Raw genomic sequence first — 18,931 nt, forward strand, 5'->3', positions numbered from 1 at the left:
CGTTTCGTTTTACCTTGATTGCGAATCGAAGTTTCAAATACATCGCCTCGCTTGTATGAGTGCGGTCCGATGGCCATTTGAGCACGCATGATGCATTCCGTTGCCCTGCTGACCGCCAGCTATGCCAAGGATATCGAGCGCTTCTCGCTGCTCAGCGAGAGCATCGACACCTGGCTCTCGGGTTACACGCGGCATTATGTTCTTGTTAACGATGAGGACGTGCCGCTGTTCGAGCGGTTCGCGTCCGACAAGCGCGTCATCGTTCCGGCTTCGCGCTACCTGCCGAAATGGCTCTGGGCGCTGCCGCCGGCGCTGAAATTCATCAGCAACCGCCGTGTCTGGCTGTCGCTGCTGTCGTCACCTGTTCATGGCTGGCATATCCAGCAGATCCTGAAGATCGCCGGCGTGCTCAACGCTCCCGAGCAACGCGTCTGTATTCTGGATTCGGACAATCTGTTCTTCCGCGAATTCGACGTCGGCCAGTATGCCGGCGCGGAGAAGACGCCACTGTTCGTCACGCGCAACGGCATCGACGCCGATCATCCCCTGCATGTGCTGTGGCTCCGCACCATCGATCAGCTTCTCGGGATCAAGGATCGATCGTTCCCGGCCGACGATTACGTCGGCAATGCGCTGGTCTGGGACAAGGACGCTGCGCGCGCGATGACCGACGCCATCAAATCGGCGACGGGCCTCAGCTGGGCTCTGGCGCTGTGCCGGAAGAAGAAATTCTCCGAGTACCTGCTTTACGGAAACTTCGTCGCGAACTCGCCCAAACATCTGGCGGCCCATCGCGTGACGGAAGACAGCATTGCCGTCTCGCATTGGGACGACACCCGCCTCGACCGCGCCGCGATCGAAGCCATGATGGCTGCCGCATCGCCCGAGCAGGTCGCGCTCTGCATCCAGTCTTATTCGTCGACGTCGATCGACGACATCAGAGACGTGTTCCGCCTGAATTCGCGGGACCGTCGCGGTCCGAGCCTGTCTCCCGATCACATGGGCGATACGACCGCATTCGAGGCGCCGAAGACGCGCTAGAAACCGCGCGTCGGGCTTTACGCATCCTTCGTGAACTTGCTGATCACGTCCATGAACGGTTTTGGCTTGAACTCGCCGTCGAGCGGCAGCGGGCGGTTCGGCTGCTTGTCCACGCGTTTGAAGGTGCCGTTGATCCAGCTGTAGCGATCCGAGATGCCCCAGGTCAGGATCGAGCGAACCGGTCCACTGGTCGAGATCGCCGTCAGCAGGTCGTCGACGCGCTTGGCGACGATGGCGTCGCGCTCCGAAGCAGTTCCGGTGAGCTTCTGATCGTCGACGTCGAGTTCGGTGACGAAGACCTCGAGGCCCCATGATCTCAGCTCGGTGACGAACTCCGCGAGTCCATGGGTGTCGATCTCGAGTTCGGCATGCAGATGCGATTGCAGCCCGACCGCGTGCAGCGGCACGCCCTGGTCGAGCAGGCTCATGATGAGGTTGCGATAGGCCGCGCGCTTGGCGATGAACGAATCTTTTGCGGACTCGATGTCGTATTCGTTGATCGCGAGCTTGACGTAAGGGTCGGCCGCGGCCGCGGTGCGGAACGCCAGCGGAATCCAGCGATCACCGAGGTGCTGCGTCCAGAACGTATCGCGCCGGTCGGTGACGCCTTTGGGATTGTCCGGGATGGGCTCGTTGACGACGTCCCACGAGGTCAGCTTGTCCTTGTAATAGGACACGACGGTGTTGATGTGATCGACATAAGCGCGCTCGACGCCTTTGGAATCCTTGATCTGCTTGGTCCAGTCTGGAATGTCGTGATACCAGGCGAGCGCATGGCCGCGCATGCTCAGGTCGTTCTTCTCGGCGAAATCATAGATGGCATCGGCGCGCTCGAAGGCGAAGGTGTGCGGGTCCGGCCGCAGCATCGGCCATTTCAGTTCGAGCACCGGCACCACTTGGGTGCAATAGGTGCTGATGGCCTCGCCGAGCCGCGGATCGGCTTGCAAATCCCACAGCGTGGCGGCGGCGCCATAGCCCTGATGGCGCTGCGCAAATTTCGATACCGGTGCTGCGGATACTGACGCGCCCGCCGCGAGCGCGGCGGCGCTGCCGAGGAGGAATTCGCGTCTGTCGAGCTTGGTCACGTGGCTGCAGTCCTTTCGGAACCAACGCGCCATCGTACCAAGCGGCGCCTTCCGACGCCGCGGTTTCCTGTTGTTGGGTTAATTGTCGCGAACAGTCTGTCAGCGCATCCGACGCTGCATCACCGCTTCAGCGATCCCGTAGTAATGGAGCGCGCCCTTTTCGAGCGTGAGATTGTCCATCACATAGTCGCGAGGCGCGAAGCCGCCCGCCGTCACCTGCGACCAGAAGTCGCTCCAGCCCGAGATGAAGCCGGCCGCGTCGATGAAGGTGCGGCCGCAACGCGCATCGAAATAGGGCACCGAGGACACGCCGCCTTCGTATCGCACCTTGTCCGGAAAATATTCCGGGTCCTGCCACGGGCCGCCGCGATCCCAGGCGAACACGGGCACGCCGCTCGACAGCGCCTGCTGGCAGGCAATGCCCTGGCTCTCGTGCTCGCACAGGAAGACCATGCTGCGGCAACGGGCCAGCGCCGCCTTGTAGTCGTCTTCGTTGTAACGGCCGTAGCGGATCACCTCGACCGAGCGGCCGCTGGCTTCGAGATGCCTGCGGATCGGACCGATTAGCTCGCTCTCATAGCGCTCGTGGTCCCAGCGCACCTTGTCATAGAGCAGCACGTCGATGCTCTTCTGCGCTGTTGGTGTCGGGGTCCACAGATCGGTCTCGATGCCGACCGGCCAGACCTCGATATGGGGCCAGTACGGCCGGCACATCTGCGCATACCAATCGCAGGGCACCAGGATGGTCCTGGTGTGGAGGTCTTTCAGATGCCCAGGCGCATCCACCGGATGGTTATACATGGCAACGCCGAGCAGGAGCGGGTTCTTCCATTCGAACCAGTCCAGCACGAAGGGGCGCCCGATGATGCAGGCGAGCTCGTTCGGGTGCTTGCGGATATAGCCGTAGTCGTTGACGCGATAGCGGATGCCCACCCGGTCGAGCCCCGCACAGAGATTGAGGAACACGCGCCGCTGTCCGCTGATCCAGGACTTGCCGAGCAGCATCCGCCGCAGCACCGGGCGGACGTGGCGGTCGCCCGGAAACCAGCGGTCATCCCGCTCCTCGAAGAACAGATTGAGCGTCATCCGCTCGTCCCCGGGGGCGGCCGGAACCAGGGACGCATCTGTCCCGCCATGGGGCAGGGAGGCCGAATTTGCCCTGATACGCTCGGCAACATCCATCTTAGTCACGTCCACGCATTGTCTGGAGGTCGGGCGACCTCCTGAAATCATGGTTTCTTTTCGGTGATCGCGGCGGCCCGTTCAAGGACAGGGCAAATTTAACGCTAACGCGCGAAAGCGGTGGGGCGGCCCCATTCGGCCGCCGATTTGCAGACTTAAATGACTATCCTGGGAGATGCTGCGACGCGGTCCATCGCCAAGCCTTCGATCATCAAGCCTCTAATCGTCACGCCAAGGTCCAACTGATTAACGGCCGCTCGATTTCAAGGCCGGTCCCGTGCACGCATGCTGAATCGCCATTTCTCCATTTATCTCGTTGCCTACATCCTGCCCGCGGCGGTGGGCTTCTTCGCCGTCACCGCCTACACGCGGCTGCTGACGCCCGCGGAGTATGGCGTCTATGTCGTCGGCATCAGCATTGCCGGCATTTTGGGCGCGATCTTCTTCGCCTGGATCAAGCTGTCGGTGTCGCGCTACCAGGCCATGTCGGCAGAGGTGGATTTTCGCGGGACGGCGATGGTCGCGTTCGCGCTCACAGGCGTTGCCATGTGCGCCGCGACCCCGCTGGTGTTCCTGTTCCGCAGCGACGTCAGTGTCGAGCTGGTGCTCGCCAGCATGTTCGTCGCGATCATGTCGAATGCGGTCGATGTCGGCCAGGAGTTCGAGCGCGCCAAGCTGCGTCCCTATCGCTTCGCGGCGATCTCGATTGTGCGCAGCGTGTCGAGCGTCGGCTTCGGCCTGCTCGGAATCTGGCTGGGCTTCGGCGGCATGGGCCTGCTCGCGGCGTTCGGCCTGGGCTCGCTGACCGGCATCGTTCTCAATCTCGCCGGTGATCGCACCAAAATCGCCGCTTTCCAGCGCAGCCAGTTCATGCAGCTGGCGCGCTACGGCCTGCCGCTGACGCTGGCCGGACTTTCGGTCGCGGTCTACTCGGCCAGCGACCGCCTCATCGTCGCCTATCTCCTCGGCAAGGACGCCGCCGGCATTTTCGGCGTTGCCGCCGACCTGCCGCGCCAGTTCATGGTCATGATCGCCTCCAGCGTCGCCGCGGCCACGGTGCCGCTGGTGTTCCGCTCGCTCTCGGAGAAGAACAACGACGCGACGCGGGAGCGGCTGACCGAGAGCCTCGAACTGCTGCTCGTGGTCGTCGCGCCCGTGGCCGTCTGGCTTGCGCTCGCGGCGGACCATGTCGCCGGCACGCTGGTCGGCGTCGATTTCCGCGCCGGCGTCTCGGCGCTGCTGCCGACGCTGGTGCTCGCCCGTTTCTTCGGCATCGCCAATCAGTTCTACGTCCAGATCAGCTTTCAGCTCGCCGAGCGGCCGTTCATGCTGGCGGCGCAGTCGTTCCTGACGCTGGTCGTGAGCATCGCGTTGATGTTCGCACTGGTCGCAGGCTACGGCATTTACGGCGCCGCGCTGGCGACGCTCGCGACCGAGGCGATCGGCTTCGTCGTCGCCGTCGCGCTGATGCATCGTGCCTATCCCGTGCCATTCGATGTGATGAGACTCGCCGGCGTTGCGGCGTCGGCCGCGGCCATGGCGGGGACGATCTGCGTCGCGCGGTCGCAGGTCAGCGGCACTGGCTTCGTGGCGCTCATCATCGTGAGCGTTGCAGGCGGTCTTGCTTACATCACGGCTGCGTGGCTGTTGAACGTCGCGAACGTGCGGACGCTGTCGCTGCGCTTCCTCAGGACCTTCAATCGCAAGCCACTGGGCGTCTGACCGCCCGACGCAGCGCAGCCCGGTCCAAAGCGCCGCCTGTCGCGCACTATTTCTCCTTGCGTTCTATTCCTTGTCGCGGAATGTTGCAGACGAGCCGGGCGACCGTGTCAGTTTTCATGCCGGCCGGGCCGAGCCATGCTCCGTTGCGCTTGAAAAGCAAGGTTCGTTCTGCTCATTAGGGTTTCGAAATTGCGCTGCATCATGCGCAAAAAAGCCCGTCGACTAAAGTCGATAGCCAGCGAGGAAACAAAATAATGCGCAAGCTCACTTTGGCCATTGCCGTGATTGCCCCGATGCTCGGCCAAGCAGCGTCGGCCGAGGATACCATCAAGATCGGCTATATCGATCCGCTTTCCGGCGGCGGTGCCAGTGTCGGCGAGGGCGGCCTCAAGACGTTCCAGTATCTGGCCGACGAGATCAACGCCAAGGGCGGCATCCTCGGCCACAAGGTCGAGATCCTGCCGCTGGACAACAAGACCAATCCGCAGGAAAGCCTGGTGCAGGCCCAGAAGGCGATCGACGCCGGAGCCCACTACATCACCCAAGGCAACGGCTCCTCCGTCGCCGCTGCACTGGAAGACTTCGTCACCAAGAACAACACGCGCAATCCCGGCAAGGAAGTTCTGTACTTCAACTACGCCGCTGTCGATCCGAGCCTGACCAACGAGAAGTGCAGCTTCTGGCATTTCCGCTGGGATGCCAGCTCCGACATCAAGATGGAGGCGCTCACCAACTACATGAAGGACGTCCCGTCGATCAAAAAGGTCTATCTGATCAACCAGGACTATTCGTTCGGCCAGTCCGTGCGCTCCGATGCGCGCAAGATGCTGGGCGCGAAGCGGCCTGACGTCCAGATCGTCGGCGACGAGCTGCACCCGCTGCTCAAGGTGACGGACTTCTCCCCCTACATCGCCAAGATCAAGGCGTCGGGCGCCGATAGCGTCGTCACCGGCAATTGGGGCCAGGACTTCGCGCTGCTGCTCAAGGCAGCGGCCGATGCCGGCCTGAAGGTCAACTGGTACACCTATTATGCCGGTGGCGCCGGCGGTCCGACAGCGATCAAGCAGACCGGTCTCGATCACCAGGTCTTCCAGATCACTGAAGGTTTCCCCAACTCCGGCAATCAGACCGCGATGGATTTCGAGAAGGCCTTCCGCGCCAAGGTGAACCTATCCCTGTGGTATCCTCGTGCCGTCAACGAGATGCGCATGTTCAAGGCTGCGGCCGAGAAGGCGAATTCGATCGATCCGGTAAAGGTCGCAGCGGCGCTCGAGGACATGAAGTTCGACGTCCTCGACGGCGGACAGGGCTTCATGCGCAAGGACGACCATCAGTTCTTCCAGCCGATCTACGTCTCTTCCTTCGGCAAGCTCGCCGCCAACGAGCCGTTCGACGAGGAGGGCACCGGTTGGGGCTGGCATCTGGTTTCCAAGGTCGATACGCCGCAGGCCATGGTCTCCACGACCTGCAAGATGGTTCGCCCGTAATCACCGAGCACGTCGCTCTCCCGCGGCCACGAACGGTTGCGGGAGGGCGGCCGAAATGGATTTGATCGCTTGGACGAGGTTCGCCGGGGCCATGCGGCCCCGGATATTCATGAGTGAGCCGTGCTTGAACTCGTTGTCATTTCGACCCTGAACGGTGTGCTGTTCGGCATGCTGCTCTTCCTGCTGTCGAGCGGGCTCACCGTCATCTTCAGCATGATGGGCGTGCTCAATTTCGCCCATGCCAGCTTCTACATGCTCGGCGCGTTCTTCGGCTTCCAGCTCACCAAATGGATCGGCTTCTGGCCAGCGCTGGTGCTGGCGCCGCTTCTGGTCGGCGCGATCGGGATGGCCGTGGAGCGCTACGGCCTGCGCAACACCCACAAGCACGGCCATGTCGCCGAGCTGCTGCTGACCTTTGGTCTGGCATTCGCGATCGAAGAAATCGTCTCGATGATCTGGGGCAAGAGCCCGCTCGATTACCGCGTGCCGGCTTTGCTGGATTTCCCGGCCTTCACGATCTTCTCGACCAACTATCCGGCCTACAAGATTTTCATGCTGGCCGTCTCGGTCGTCATTTTCGTGGCGCTTCTGGTCGTGCTCAAGCGCACCCGCGTCGGCCTCATCGTGCAGGCGGCGCTGACGCATCCGCACATGGTCGGGCATCTCGGCCATAATGTCGGGCGTGTCTTCATGGCCGTGTTCGGGGTCGGCAGCGCGCTGGCCGGTCTTGCCGGCGTCATTGCAGGTCCCGCGCTGGTGACGCAGTCCGACATGGCCGCCTCGCTCGGGCCCATCCTGTTCGTGGTCATCGTGTTCGGCGGCCTCGGCTCCCTGCCGGGCGCCTTCATCGCCTCGCTCGTCATCGGCCTGGTCCAGACCTTTGCCGTGGCGCTGGATGGCTCGCTCGCGAGCGCCTTCGGGCCGCTCGATCCGTCGGCGGGTCCGTCGGTTCTCACCGACATCTGGAATGTCACGATCGCGCAGGTCGCGCCGATCGTTCCGTATCTTCTGCTCGTGATCATTCTGATCGTACGCCCCATGGGCCTGATGGGGACGCGCGAATCATGACCACGGCCCCGACTTCGACTTCCAAGGTGGCGGCGGATGCGTCCGGCGGAAGCCTGCGCTTCTACGGCGTCTGGCTGCTCGGCATCGCCGCGCTGATCGTGCTGCCGATGATCTTCTCCTCCGGCGGCTCGCTCACCTCCTTCAGCCTGATCGGCATCGCGATCGTGTTCGCGCTGTCCTACAACATCCTGCTCGGCCAGACCGGCCTGTTGTCGTTCGGTCATGCCGTGCATTACGGCCTCGGCGGCTTCGCCGCCTGCCACATGATGAATGCGGTTGTGTCGCACGGCTGGCCGATCCCGCTGCCTTTCATCCCGCTGTTCGGCGGGCTCGGCGGCCTTGTCTTCGCTGTTATCATCGGCTGGGTGATGACCAAGCGCGCCGGTACGGTGTTTGCGATGATCTCGCTCGGCATCGGCGAATTGGTGGCGTCCTCATCGCTGATCCTGCGCTCGGTGTTCGGTGGCGAGTCCGGCATCACCACGGACCGCACCGCGTTGCCGAAGATGCTCGGCTGGTCGTTCGGGCCGCAGCTTCAGGTCTATTATCTCATTGCGTTCTGGCTGGTGCTGTCGGCAATCGCGATGTACGCGCTGACCCGGACGCCGCTGGGACGGATCAGCAATGCGGTCCGCGATAATCCCGAACGCGTCCAGTTCATCGGCTACGATCCGCACGTGGTGCGCTATCTCGCCTTCTGTTTCGCCGGGTTCTTCGCCGGCGTCGCGGGCGGGCTTGCCGCGATCAATTTCGAGATCGCCAACTCCGCCTATCTCGGCGCAATCCAGTCCGGCCTCGTGCTGTTCTCGACCTTTATCGGCGGCACCGCCTATTTCTTCGGCCCGATCCTCGGCGCCATCCTGGTGACCTACCTGCAACTCGGGCTGACCAACCTCACCGGCGTCTGGCAGCTTTATTTCGGCATCATCTTCATCGGCATCGTGATGTTCTCGCCCGGCGGCATCGCCGGCCTGTTGATGATGCACCGACCGCTGATCCGTGCCGGGACGCTGTGGACGGTGATCCCATCCTATCTCGTTGCGATCCTACCCACGGTCGCACTCGCCTGCGGCGTCATCCTGACAATCGAGACCGTCGCACGTTTCTCCGGCGGCGATCCCATCAACCTGTTTGGCATTGCCTTCAACCCGACCTCGCCGGTGACCTGGATTGCCGCAGCCGTTCTCGTCGTTGGCGGCTTCTTCGTCGCGCGGCTGACCTGGCGACGGATCGCAGATGCGTGGGACAGGGCTGCGACGGTCGCCCGTGACCGGGGGTATCTGGCATGAGCGCAGCGATCGAAGTCCGCGCCGTCGAAAAGCGTTTCGGCAATGTCAGCATCATCCGCGACCTCAATCTCACCGTCGCCAAAGGTGAGCGTCACGCCATCATCGGCCCCAACGGTGCCGGCAAGTCCACGACGTTCAATTTGATTAGCGGCCACATCAAGCCGACCTCGGGAGAGGTGAGGCTGAACGGCGACGTGATCTCGGGCCTGCGGCCCTTCGAGATCAATCGTCGTGGCTTGTCGCGTTCGTTCCAGGTCACCAACGTGTTCGCGCGCATGACGGTCTGGGAGAACGTGCGCTGCGCCGTGCTGTGGGCGACGGGGCATCGCTACGCGTTCTGGAAGAATGTCGACAGTCTGCCCGAGGTGCGCGAACGCACCGCGCAGATCCTGGACGATATTCATCTCACGCATCGGCGTGACGTGCCGGCGGGTCTCTTGACCTACGCCGAACAGCGCGAGCTCGAGATCGGCATCACCATCGCCAGCGGTGCCACCGTCGTCATGCTGGACGAGCCGACCGCGGGCATGAGTCACGCCGAGACCGACCGCGCGGTGTCGCTGATCCGCCGGCTGACCGAGGGCAAGACGCTCGTCATCGTCGAGCACGACATGAGCGTGGTGTTCGGCCTTGCCGACCGCATCTCGGTGCTGGTCTACGGCCATATCATCGCCTCGGGCACCCCGGAAGAGATCCGGCGTGATCCCAAGGTCAAGGAAGCCTATCTCGGCGAGGAAGCGCACTGATGCTCGAGGTCAGGGATCTCCACGCCTATTACGGCAAGAGCCACATCCTCCAGGGCGTCGATCTCGACGTCGCCGCCGGTGAGGTCGTGAGCCTGCTCGGCCGCAACGGCGTCGGGCGTTCCACCACGGTCAAGGCGATCATGGGCGAGGTCGCCCCGCAAGGCACGATCCGCTTCAAGGGCAAGGACATCGCGGGCCTGCCCAGCTACAAGATCGCGCGTCTCGGCCTTGGCTACGTGCCTGAACATCGCGATATCTTCCCGAGCCTGACGGTGCGGCAGAATCTGCTGCTCGGCATCAAGGACACGCGCCGTCCCGGCAAGTGGCGGCTTCAGGACATGCTCGACATGTTCCCCAATCTCGCCGCCCGCGCCGACACGGCCGCGGGCGTGCTGTCCGGCGGCGAGAAGCAGATGCTCACGACGTGCCGGACGTTGATGGGCGATCCCGATCTGATCATGATCGACGAGCCGACCGAAGGGCTCGCGCCGCTGATCGTGCAGCAGGTCGGCGATCTCATCGCCCGCATTGCGGAGGTCGGCGTCGCCATTCTCCTCGTCGAGCAGAAGCTGTCGATCGCGATGCGTATCTCCAAGCGCGTCTACATCATGGGCCACGGCCGCGTCGTGTTCGAAGGCACACCTGATGATCTCAAGGCCAACGCCGCCGTGCGGCAGGAATGGCTCGAAGTCTGAGCGCTGATCAGCGTGTGGGCGGGGCGCTAAACCAATTCTCTGTGATTCGGGTCACACCCCTGCCGCCGCTCTAGCGGCGGGCATTCTGCCGCAGTGCCGCCGCCAGCTTCGGGCCAGCCCCGGCGGCGAGCCGCCCTTCCGCCTGCGCGGACCGTCGTATATGAGAGTTTCGCCGGTGGAACGGACCCAATATCGCCGGAAACGGAACAGATGGTGGCTGCGAATTCTTAATCCAAACAGCTCAATCTGACCGATGATCGAAAGTGCGGACAGGCAATCGGGGAATGGCATGAAAGACCTGATGACGACGGCGCAATCCAATGGAGCGATGCGGCGTTGGGGGCCTCCCGGAATTGTGATGTTCGCAGCGGCGCTCGCCCTGACCACGCTGACCCCCGCCGCCATGGCGGCGAAGCAGCCACGCCAGACCGCCGAGGCGGTGGCGCCGCGCGAGGCCGGCGAGCCGATCATGGCGATCGTCTCGATCAAGAGCCAAAAGGTCACGTTTTATGATTCCGAGGGCTGGATCCTGCGGGCGCCGGTCTCGACCGGCACGACCGGGCGCGAGACGCCCGCCGGTGTCTTCGCCGTCGTCGAGAAGGACAAGGACCATCACTCCTCCATGTATGACGATGCCTGGATGCCGAACATGCAGCGCATCACCTGGAACGGCATCGCGCTGCATGGCGGGCCGCTGCCCGGCTACGCGGCCTCGCATGGCTGCGTGCGCATGCCGTTCGGTTTCGCCGAGAGCCTGTTCGACAAGACCAGCATCGGCATGCGGGTGATCATTTCGCCCAACGACGCGGCTCCGGTCGATTTCTCGCATCCCTCGCTGTTCGTGCCGAGCAGGGAGGCCCTTGCGGCGGCGCCTGCGCGTGCCGACAAGCTCTCCGCCGAGGCGGAGGAGGTCGCCCAGGCCGCCGACGAAGCCAAAAAGGCCGCGGCGGCAGCGGCGAAAGACGCGCAATCGATCCCGGCACAGCTGCGCAAGCTCGAACAGCAGAAGGCCCGCGCCGATGCCGAGAACGCCTATGCGGACAAGCTGGTCGCGAATGCCAAGAACGACCAGGCCAAGGCAAAGGCCGACGAACTGAAGCAGAAGGCCGCGACCAAGGCCGCGGATGCAGCAACCCAGCTCGACGCCGCCAAGGCCGCCGCACAGCCCAAGCGCGATGCTGTGGCCACCACAAAGGAGGCGGCCAAGGTCGCCGCCGCCAAGAAGGCCGATGCGGTGAAGGCTGCGACCGACGCCAAGCTCGCGCTCGAACCGGTCTCCGTCTACATCAGCCGCGCAACGCAGAAGCTCTACGTCCGTCGCAATACCCACAAGCCCGCGCCGGATGGCGGCGGCGAGGTGTTCGACACCAGCATCGAGGTTCCCGTCACTATTCGCAATCCCGACCAGCCGCTCGGCACGCACATCTTCACGGCGATGGCCAAGACCGACACGGGCCCGCGCTGGAGCGTGGTCAGCATCGACGAGGGGGACGATGCCAAGGACGCACTCGATCGCATCACCATCCCGCAGGAGGTGTGGGACCGCATCGGGCCGACCGCCTTGCCGCGCTCGTCGATCATCGTCTCGGACGAGCCCTTGAGTGCCGAGACCAACTACCGCACCGAGTTCGTCGCGGTCCTGAGCAACCAGCCCCAGGGCGGCTTCATCACCCGCAAACCGACCGCGCCGATGGCGATCGCCAGCGACGATGGCTGGGATAACGGCGGCAACGGCTTCGGCTTCTTCTTCCAGCCGCGCGATCCCTATGTGCAACCGGCCAATCCGCGTCGGCGCGGCGGTCAATACCAGTACTACCAATCGACGCAGCCGATGCAGCGGAGCTTCTGGTAACGCGTGACGCCGGGAGCGCAGCGGCTCCGGCCATTACGGCCGGGCTGTGATTACCAGGGCCTGAATCTTGGCTTCGATCGGCCCCGGGCCGTGGCGTTTGCGGATCGCCTCGGCGACGGCGTCCGTTGCGGCCTCGAGCTTGCTCGTATCCCTGGCTTCGATCTCGCCGCGCAGCGGCGTTCCCTGGCAGTACGCGATCGCCACGTACTCGGCTGAGGGTCCGCGGCTCATTGCCGTCTTGGTTTCGATCGAGATGTCGCGGAAGCCCGCGCGCTCCAGGTCGGCTTTGATGGCGGCCTTGTCGTGATAGCCGTGCGGCGTTCGCGCCATGAAGAGCGGCGGATTGTCGGGAAACATCTTGCCGAGCGTGACGGTCGCATCATCCGCGAATACATTGTCCTCGATACGGTCCCAGACGCTGAACAGGTACGTGCCGCCGGGCTTCAATACGCGCTTCGCCTCGGCATAGCCCTTGCTGCGATCAGGAAAGAACATCGCACCGAACTGGCAGCAGACGACGTCGAACGTGGCATCGCCGAAGGGCAGCATCAGCGCATCGGCTTGACGCCAGGTCATGCGGGGATCCTCGCCCTGACGCTGCTTCGCAACTGCGAGCATAGGCTCGTTGAGGTCGGTCGCGACATAGCGGACGTCAGGAGGCAACAGCGCTGCCACGGCTCTGGTGACGGCGCCGGTGCCGGCGGCGACCTCGAGCAGATCCGAGGGCGACAGCGCAGCGATGCGCCTCGCAAGATCGTCGGCGTAGACGGAGAAGATCAGCGGGACCAGATATTCGTCGTAGAGCTTAGGGACCGAGCCGGCGAAAACCTTGTCAGTCGCAGACATGCTTGCCTCGCTGAACCCTGGGACGGGAGGCGACATGCTAGCACGGATCCTCCGCCCGGCAACGGCGTGACCCGTCCCGGCACCGGCGAAGCAGAGGGCTTAAGGCTTCGCGCCGCCGACCTCGCGGATCGGGCGCGTACCGTCCCAGCTCAAAGCCGCCAGCCTGACCTTCTCGAAGAACGGACCCTTGGTGCCGCTGATGTCGGAGATCTCGACAATCGTGCCCGGATGCGCCTGCGTGTCGAAATAGGCGAAGCGTCCCTTGTCGCCCCCGATCTGGCCTTCGTGGCCGATCCTGTAGCCGAGCCCGATCGCCTTGTCGTAGAGCGCCTGATAATCGTGGCTCCAGTACGACATGTGCTGGAGGCCTTCGTGGCCGGCGTCCAGAAACTCCCTGTACAGCGAGGGCGCGTCGTTGCGCTGCTGGATCAGCTCGATCTGGAGATCGCCGGAATTCGCCAGCGCAATGCTCATCTCGACCGCGGAATCCCGGCCGCGATGGCGGAACCAGTCGGTCTTGACGCGGTCCATGTAGTACCAGGGGCCGACACCCATGACCTCGATCCAGTGCTTCATCGCGGCCTGGATGTCGCGCACCACATATCCGTTCTGGCGCACCGCGCCGAAGATGCGGCTCATGCCCGCGCTCCTCTCAAGCTGATCACTTGACCTCGATGCCGGCGTCCCTGGCAACCTGCTTCCAAGCCGCGATGTCGCGGGCGTTGATGTCGCGCTGCTCGTCGCCGGGGACGAATTGCGGGGTGATGCCGAGCCCCAAGAGCTTCTCCTTCACCTCGGCATCGCCGAGCGCCTCCTTCAGCGCCGCCGACAGCTTTGCTGCGATCGGTGGGGCGAGGCCCGCGGGCGCATACATGGCCCAGGACAGGCTGCGGTCGAACGGCACACCCTGCTCCTGATAGGTCGCAACCCCGGGCAGGCTCGGCGAACGTTCGCCGCAGGCGGCCAGCGCCTTGATCGAGCCGTCCTTCACCAGCGGTGTTGCGGTCGCCATGTCGAGTGTCGCCAGCGCGATGTGGCCGCCGAGCAAATCGCCGGCGAGTTTTGCGATGCCGTTGAACGGCACGTGCTCCATCTTGATGCCGCTCTGCTGCATCAGGATCTCGGCGCAGAACTGCCCGGTCGAGCCGATGCCCCAACTGCCGTACTGAATCGGCTCGCCCTTCCTGGCGAGCGCGATCAGGCCCTTGATGTCGTTGGCGGCAAAATCCTTGGTCGCCACCAGCATGATCGAGGACGTTCCGATGCGACCGATGGTCGTAAAGTCCTTGATCGAATCGTAGGGTAGTTTTGGATAGATCGCCGGCGCCAGCACATGCGTGGTCATGCCTCCGACGGTGATGGTGTAGCCGTCATTCGCAGAGGTCGCGACCATCTGCGTGCCGAGCGTGCCGGCCGCACCCGTGTGGTTCTCGATGTAGATGCTCTGTCCGAGCGTCTTGCCCATCCTGTCGGCGAGCAGCCGGCCGATCACGTCGCCGCCGCCACCGGCCGCGTAAGGCAGCAGCATCCTGATCTTGTGAGTCGGGTAGGCGGCGGGGTCTTCCGCGCGCGCCGGCAGCGCCGCGGATAGGGTGAGCACCGACATCGCAACGATAGGCAGCGTCAGGATGGTTTGCCGCGCGGGCAAAAGGCGAGCGAAGCGCGCCATGGCGTTGTCCCCCAAATTGCTGTCCGCTTCTCAGATCGAGCGGAGTTGAATGCGGCCGTTTTTTTTGCAGAGCCGTAGCTGCCGCGAATTGCGTTCGCCCGCGGGGACGAACCATCGTTCGTCAGGTTGACTACCGAACGATCGTTCGTTAGTCAAGGCGACATGGCTGTCCACACCACAAGCGCGGCGGGAGCGGCCGCGCCCACGACCCGCGAGCGCATCCTCGACGAAGCGCTCAATCTGTTTGCGCAGAGCGGTTATGGCGGCGCCTCGATGCGAGAGCTGGCGCGCCGCGTCGGCATCCGCGAGAGCAGCCTTTACAATCACTTCTCCGGCAAGGCGGCGATCCTGGAGGCGATCGTCAGCGAACACGGTCCTGCAAGCTCGGCGAGCCGGCTGGAGGAGCCGCGCTACAAGCAGCTGGCGCGCCAGCCCGCCGCGTTCTGCCGGCAATTCGCGCTCGATCTCGTCGAGCAATGGTCCGATCCGCGCGAGCACCAGTTCCAGAAGGTCATCACCGCCGAGCGTAACCGCGTGCCCGGCATTCGCGCCAAGTTCGCCGACCAGTTTTACGCGCGCGAGCAGCGTCTGATGACGGACTATTTTCGCGGCTTTGCGCTCGCCGGCCTCGTCGCGACGCCTGATGCGCGCGAGACCGCGCGGCTGTTCGCGGCCGGCCTCATCTATATCAGGCTCGAACATTACGTGATGGGCGCGGCACCTTCGCCGCGAGCGAAGGTGATCGAGGCGATCGACCGTTATCTCGCCTTCTTCCTGTCGCTGATTGCGGCGGACAAGGACAACAAGAAGCGAAAACCCAAGGGAGAGAACCGTGGCAAGGCTGCCCCTGATTGATCCGGAGACGACGAGCGGCGATATCCGCGCCTCGTTCGACCGCATGCCGGTCAAGCTGAACATCTTCCGCATGATGGCGCATGCCGAGGCCAACATGATTCCGGCGATGCGGCTCGGCAATTCGATCCTGCACAAGCAGAAGCTCAGCGCGGTCAACCGCGAGCTCTTGATCTTGCAGGCGGCCCAATTGGAGGGCGGCGCCTATGAATGGCGCCAGCACGTGCCGATCGCGCTCGGGGTCGGCTGCACCCAAGCTCAGGTCGATGCGGTGGAGCACGCCGACTACGATGCCGCCGCGTTCAGCGAAGCCGAACGCGCGCTGCTGAAGTTCGGCCGCGAGGTGGTCGAGAACGTTCGCGTTTCCGAGGCAACCTTCACCGCTGCCCGGAAACATTTCAGCGACCAGGAGATCGTCGAATCCATCGTCGCACTCGGCTTCTACATGATGATGGCCCGCGTCACCGAAGCCACCGAGACCGATCTCGATCCGGCGGCCGGCATGAAGGTCTATGAGGGCGGCAAGAAGTAGGTAGCCGAGATGGCCGACACCGAGAGCAAGCCGGAACGCTACGTCCGCCCGCCCAGCACGGAGTCGTTGGGGGAAGCGCCGGGCAGAGACCGTCTGAAAGGCCGCCGCATCCTGATCGTCGGTGGCGGCCAGCGCGTGTTCGACGCGGCGACCGATCCGATCGGCAACGGCCGTGCCATGAGCATCCTTTGTGCGCGCGAAGGCGCGAAGGTTGTGGTGGCCGATCTCAATCGCACATCCGCCGAGCAGACGGTGAAGCGCATCACCGACGAAGGCGGCGAGGGCTTTGCGATCGCGGCCGATGTCACGTCGGAGACGGATGTCCAGCGCATGGTCGAGGAGGCCCAACGCGCCATGGGCGGCCTCGACGGCATGGTGCTGAACGTCGGCACCTTCGGCAGGACCGGGCTCGACAATGTCAGTCCCGACGAGTGGAACAGGATCTACGACGTCAATGTCCGCGGCCCGATGCTGTGCTGCCGCGCGGCCATGCCGCAGTTCGACAATGGCGGCGCCATCGTCTTCATCTCCTCGATCGCCGCGCTCAAGGCCGGTTCGCAGATGGCGGTGTACGATTCGTCGAAAGCCGCGCTCGGCGGTCTGATGCGCAACATCGCCCATCTCGGAGCGCGCCGCGGCATCCGCGCCAATCTCGTCTATCCCGGCCTGGTCGACACGCCGAACGGCCGCGAGGCCGGCGCCGGCCGCCCCAACCGCGGCAAGGGCCACATCCCGTTCGGCCGCCAGGCCACCGCATGGGAGATCGCCTATGCCGTGCTGTTCTTCCTGTCGGATGAAAGCGTCTACGTCACCGCGCAGACCCTTGCGGTGGATAGCGGGCTGAGCGGAATGTAGCGCCGCGCCTGTCGATGCATGCCGGCCCCAGATTCACGTTGCGCCCGCAATGATGTGCCAACATAGTCCGCGGACATGAAAGCTACGCTTCTGAAATCCGAAGACTATACCCGCTCGCCCTGGAAGAACGGCGGCGGCGTCTTTACCGATATCGCGGACGCGCATCGTCCCGGTGTGACGACCAGGGATTGGGACAGCCTGCTGTGGCGGTTCGCGTCCACGCCGATTGTGGCGCCGGGACCGTTCTCCCACATGCCCGGCATTGATCGCCTGCAGATGGTGACAGGCGGGCGCGGGCTGGTACTGAGGGCGCCCGGGCAGGAGTTCGACGAGCGCGAGCCCTTCATGACCGTCCGTTTCACCGGCGAGATGGAGATCGTGACCGAGCTCGAAGCCGGCCCGGTCGAGGTCGTCAACCTGATGGCGCGGCGCGGGGCGGCGGAGATCGAGCTCCTGGCGCTCAAGGAACCCCGCGAGCGGCCATTGCCCGCCGGCACGCACCTCATCTATGCGGTGTCCGGTGATTGCTGCATTCAACTGGAGGGCGAGGAATATGTCATTCCAAGCGGCTGCACATTGAAGATGGAGCTGTCTGCGGCCTCGAAGCTGAGCTTCGTTTCCGGCCTTGCCGTGCTGGGCTCGATCCGGCTCGTCGGCTAGGCGGCCGCCGCTACGCACAATCCGTGCAACTGGCTAGGTTGACGCAACCCATTCGGAATACGATATCTGCGACGATGCGGACCGCCGCCCAAGGACCGCCGCCAAGGCAAGTTAGATGGCCAGGACATGAACGCGCCCGACAACAATCCCGCTGCCACGCTTTCCGACGGCGTCATCGATTGGCTGACCAACGGCACGCGCGACCAGCGTTTCATCGACAACATCTTTGCCGAGATGTGCATTCGCCTGCAGCAGGCGGGCATTCCGCTCAAGCGCTCGACGCTTCATGTCCAGATCCAGCATCCGCAATGGCTGGGGGCCCGTATCATGTGGTCCGACGGCATGCGCGAGGCCGAGATTGGGCGCGTCGATTTCGACGTGAGGGGGCGTTCCGAATATATCGGTAGTCCCGCCAACGAGATGCAGGACGGCGCCACTGAAGTCCGCGAGAACCTCGAACGAGATCCCGCACTCGGCCGCAAGCACGCGCTCTATGACGAGATGCGGGCCAAGGGCCTGACCGACTATGTCGCCTGGCCGCTCTATCACACCCTCGGCAAGCGCCATCTCATCACCTTCGCGACGGACCGAAGCGGCGGTTTTGACGATGCGCATATCGCGGCGCTGAAGAAGGTGCTGCCGGTGCTGGCGCTGGTCAGTGAGATCCGCGTCAAGAATCGCCTGGCGCGCACGCTGCTGGAGACCTATGTCGGCTCCCATGCCGGCGAGCTGATCCTCGCCGGCGCCACCAGGCGCGGCACCGGAACGACGGTGCGCGCCGCGATCATGATCTGCGACCTCAGGGATTTCACCAAGATCTCCGATAATTGGCCGCGCGATGACGTGATCGATCTCCTCAACGATTATTTCGACGCGATGTCCGAACCGATCGCTCGGCACGGCGGCGAGATCCTGAAATTCATCGGCGACGGGATGCTCGCCATCTTCCCGCTGAGCCAGCCCAATGCCTGTGCCAACCTCCTGCGTGCCGTCACCGAGGCCCGCGACGCCATGGTCGCGCTGAACGAGCGGAACAAGGGCACAGGCCGCGCGCCGCTGAATTATGGCATCGGCGTTCATGTCGGCGACGTCATGTACGGCAATATCGGCTCGAGCAGCCGGCTGGACTTCACCGTGATCGGCCCTGCCGTCAACATGGCCTCGCGCCTCGAGGCGCTCACCAAGCAGATCGGCAAGCCGGTGCTGCTGTCGCGCGATTTTGCCGAACTGGTGGCGCCGGAGTTCGAGCTGGAGCGCGTCGGTCAGCACGCCGTGCGCGGCTTCAGCGAACCGATCGAGCTGTTCGCATTTCAGCCGGGCGCCGGGCTCAACGACCGGGTTGCTTGATCG

The 18,931-nt window shown here is 64.0% G+C and carries 18 protein-coding genes; 13 read left to right on the plus strand and 5 right to left on the minus strand.

Annotated elements, in window-relative coordinates; translation table 11 throughout:
- Nucleotides 1-90: 90 nt before the first annotated feature.
- Nucleotides 91-1,041 carry a DUF6492 family protein gene (locus IF809_RS24775; protein ID WP_462838859.1) on the plus strand — a complete coding sequence of 317 codons (951 nt, stop codon included), beginning with the start codon at nucleotides 91-93 and terminating at the stop codon, nucleotides 1,039-1,041.
- Between the two features lie 17 nt (nucleotides 1,042-1,058).
- On the opposite strand, the gene IF809_RS24780 is transcribed toward IF809_RS24775, so the two are convergent.
- A complete protein-coding gene (locus IF809_RS24780; RefSeq protein ID WP_462838811.1) occupies nucleotides 1,059-2,126 on the minus strand; it encodes an endo-1,4-beta-xylanase in 1,068 nt (355 codons plus the stop codon).
- A 99-nt stretch (nucleotides 2,127-2,225) separates the two neighbouring features.
- On the minus strand, nucleotides 2,226-3,308 hold the full coding sequence (locus IF809_RS24785; protein WP_462838812.1) for a glycosyltransferase: 1,083 nt from the start codon (nucleotides 3,306-3,308) through the stop codon (nucleotides 2,226-2,228).
- 285 nt (nucleotides 3,309-3,593) lie between these two features.
- On the opposite strand from IF809_RS24785, the gene IF809_RS24790 reads away from it, so the two are divergent.
- The 7 genes from IF809_RS24790 (at nucleotide 3,594) to IF809_RS24820 (ending at nucleotide 12,167) form a co-directional block, all read left to right on the plus strand.
- On the plus strand, nucleotides 3,594-5,030 hold the full coding sequence (locus IF809_RS24790) for a lipopolysaccharide biosynthesis protein (RefSeq protein ID WP_462838813.1): 1,437 nt from the start codon (nucleotides 3,594-3,596) through the stop codon (nucleotides 5,028-5,030).
- 254 nt (nucleotides 5,031-5,284) lie between these two features.
- A complete protein-coding gene (locus IF809_RS24795; RefSeq protein WP_453980315.1) occupies nucleotides 5,285-6,517 on the plus strand; it encodes a branched-chain amino acid ABC transporter substrate-binding protein in 1,233 nt (410 codons plus the stop codon).
- 120 nt (nucleotides 6,518-6,637) lie between these two features.
- Entirely contained in the window at nucleotides 6,638-7,585 is a 948-nt protein-coding gene (locus tag IF809_RS24800) for a branched-chain amino acid ABC transporter permease (RefSeq protein ID WP_128968067.1), read from the plus strand.
- Nucleotides 7,582-8,874, plus strand: coding sequence for a branched-chain amino acid ABC transporter permease (locus IF809_RS24805; RefSeq protein WP_462838814.1), 1,293 nt, complete (start codon nucleotides 7,582-7,584; stop codon nucleotides 8,872-8,874). The genes IF809_RS24800 and IF809_RS24805 overlap by 4 nt, the downstream gene beginning before the upstream one ends.
- Nucleotides 8,871-9,620: an ABC transporter ATP-binding protein gene (locus tag IF809_RS24810; RefSeq protein WP_128968065.1), complete on the plus strand. Its 750-nt coding sequence runs from the start codon at nucleotides 8,871-8,873 to the stop codon at nucleotides 9,618-9,620. The genes IF809_RS24805 and IF809_RS24810 overlap by 4 nt, the downstream gene beginning before the upstream one ends.
- Nucleotides 9,620-10,315, plus strand: a complete 696-nt coding sequence (locus tag IF809_RS24815) for an ABC transporter ATP-binding protein (RefSeq protein WP_462838815.1) — start codon at nucleotides 9,620-9,622, stop codon at nucleotides 10,313-10,315. The genes IF809_RS24810 and IF809_RS24815 overlap by 1 nt, the downstream gene beginning before the upstream one ends.
- Nucleotides 10,316-10,604: 289 nt before the next feature.
- Nucleotides 10,605-12,167, plus strand: a complete 1,563-nt coding sequence (locus IF809_RS24820) for a L,D-transpeptidase family protein (protein WP_462838816.1) — start codon at nucleotides 10,605-10,607, stop codon at nucleotides 12,165-12,167.
- 33 nt (nucleotides 12,168-12,200) lie between these two features.
- On the opposite strand, the gene IF809_RS24825 is transcribed toward IF809_RS24820, so the two are convergent.
- From IF809_RS24825 to IF809_RS24835, 3 genes are all read right to left on the minus strand, one after another.
- Nucleotides 12,201-13,013: a class I SAM-dependent methyltransferase gene (locus IF809_RS24825; protein WP_462838817.1), complete on the minus strand. Its 813-nt coding sequence runs from the start codon at nucleotides 13,011-13,013 to the stop codon at nucleotides 12,201-12,203.
- 99 nt (nucleotides 13,014-13,112) lie between these two features.
- Nucleotides 13,113-13,652: a VOC family protein gene (locus IF809_RS24830; protein WP_128968062.1), complete on the minus strand. Its 540-nt coding sequence runs from the start codon at nucleotides 13,650-13,652 to the stop codon at nucleotides 13,113-13,115.
- Between the two features lie 22 nt (nucleotides 13,653-13,674).
- Entirely contained in the window at nucleotides 13,675-14,682 is a 1,008-nt protein-coding gene (locus IF809_RS24835) for a Bug family tripartite tricarboxylate transporter substrate binding protein (protein ID WP_462838818.1), read from the minus strand.
- A gap of 162 nt (nucleotides 14,683-14,844) precedes the next feature.
- Here IF809_RS24835 and IF809_RS24840 point away from each other — a divergent pair, with 162 nt between their 5' ends.
- The 5 genes from IF809_RS24840 to IF809_RS24860 all read left to right on the plus strand — a co-directional run bounded on the left by IF809_RS24840 (nucleotide 14,845) and on the right by IF809_RS24860 (nucleotide 18,928).
- On the plus strand, nucleotides 14,845-15,537 hold the full coding sequence (locus IF809_RS24840) for a TetR/AcrR family transcriptional regulator (RefSeq protein WP_462838819.1): 693 nt from the start codon (nucleotides 14,845-14,847) through the stop codon (nucleotides 15,535-15,537).
- A complete protein-coding gene (locus IF809_RS24845; RefSeq protein WP_128968060.1) occupies nucleotides 15,515-16,066 on the plus strand; it encodes a carboxymuconolactone decarboxylase family protein in 552 nt (183 codons plus the stop codon). Before IF809_RS24840 ends, IF809_RS24845 begins: the two co-directional genes overlap by 23 nt.
- Nucleotides 16,067-16,075: 9 nt before the next feature.
- A complete protein-coding gene (locus IF809_RS24850) occupies nucleotides 16,076-16,921 on the plus strand; it encodes an SDR family NAD(P)-dependent oxidoreductase (protein WP_462838820.1) in 846 nt (281 codons plus the stop codon).
- Between the two features lie 75 nt (nucleotides 16,922-16,996).
- Nucleotides 16,997-17,581 carry a HutD/Ves family protein gene (locus IF809_RS24855; protein WP_462838821.1) on the plus strand — a complete coding sequence of 195 codons (585 nt, stop codon included), beginning with the start codon at nucleotides 16,997-16,999 and terminating at the stop codon, nucleotides 17,579-17,581.
- A gap of 126 nt (nucleotides 17,582-17,707) precedes the next feature.
- On the plus strand, nucleotides 17,708-18,928 hold the full coding sequence (locus IF809_RS24860) for an adenylate/guanylate cyclase domain-containing protein (protein ID WP_462838822.1): 1,221 nt from the start codon (nucleotides 17,708-17,710) through the stop codon (nucleotides 18,926-18,928).
- Nucleotides 18,929-18,931 lie beyond the last annotated feature (3 nt).

It is taken from the genome of Bradyrhizobium sp. UFLA06-24, assembly GCF_054967145.1.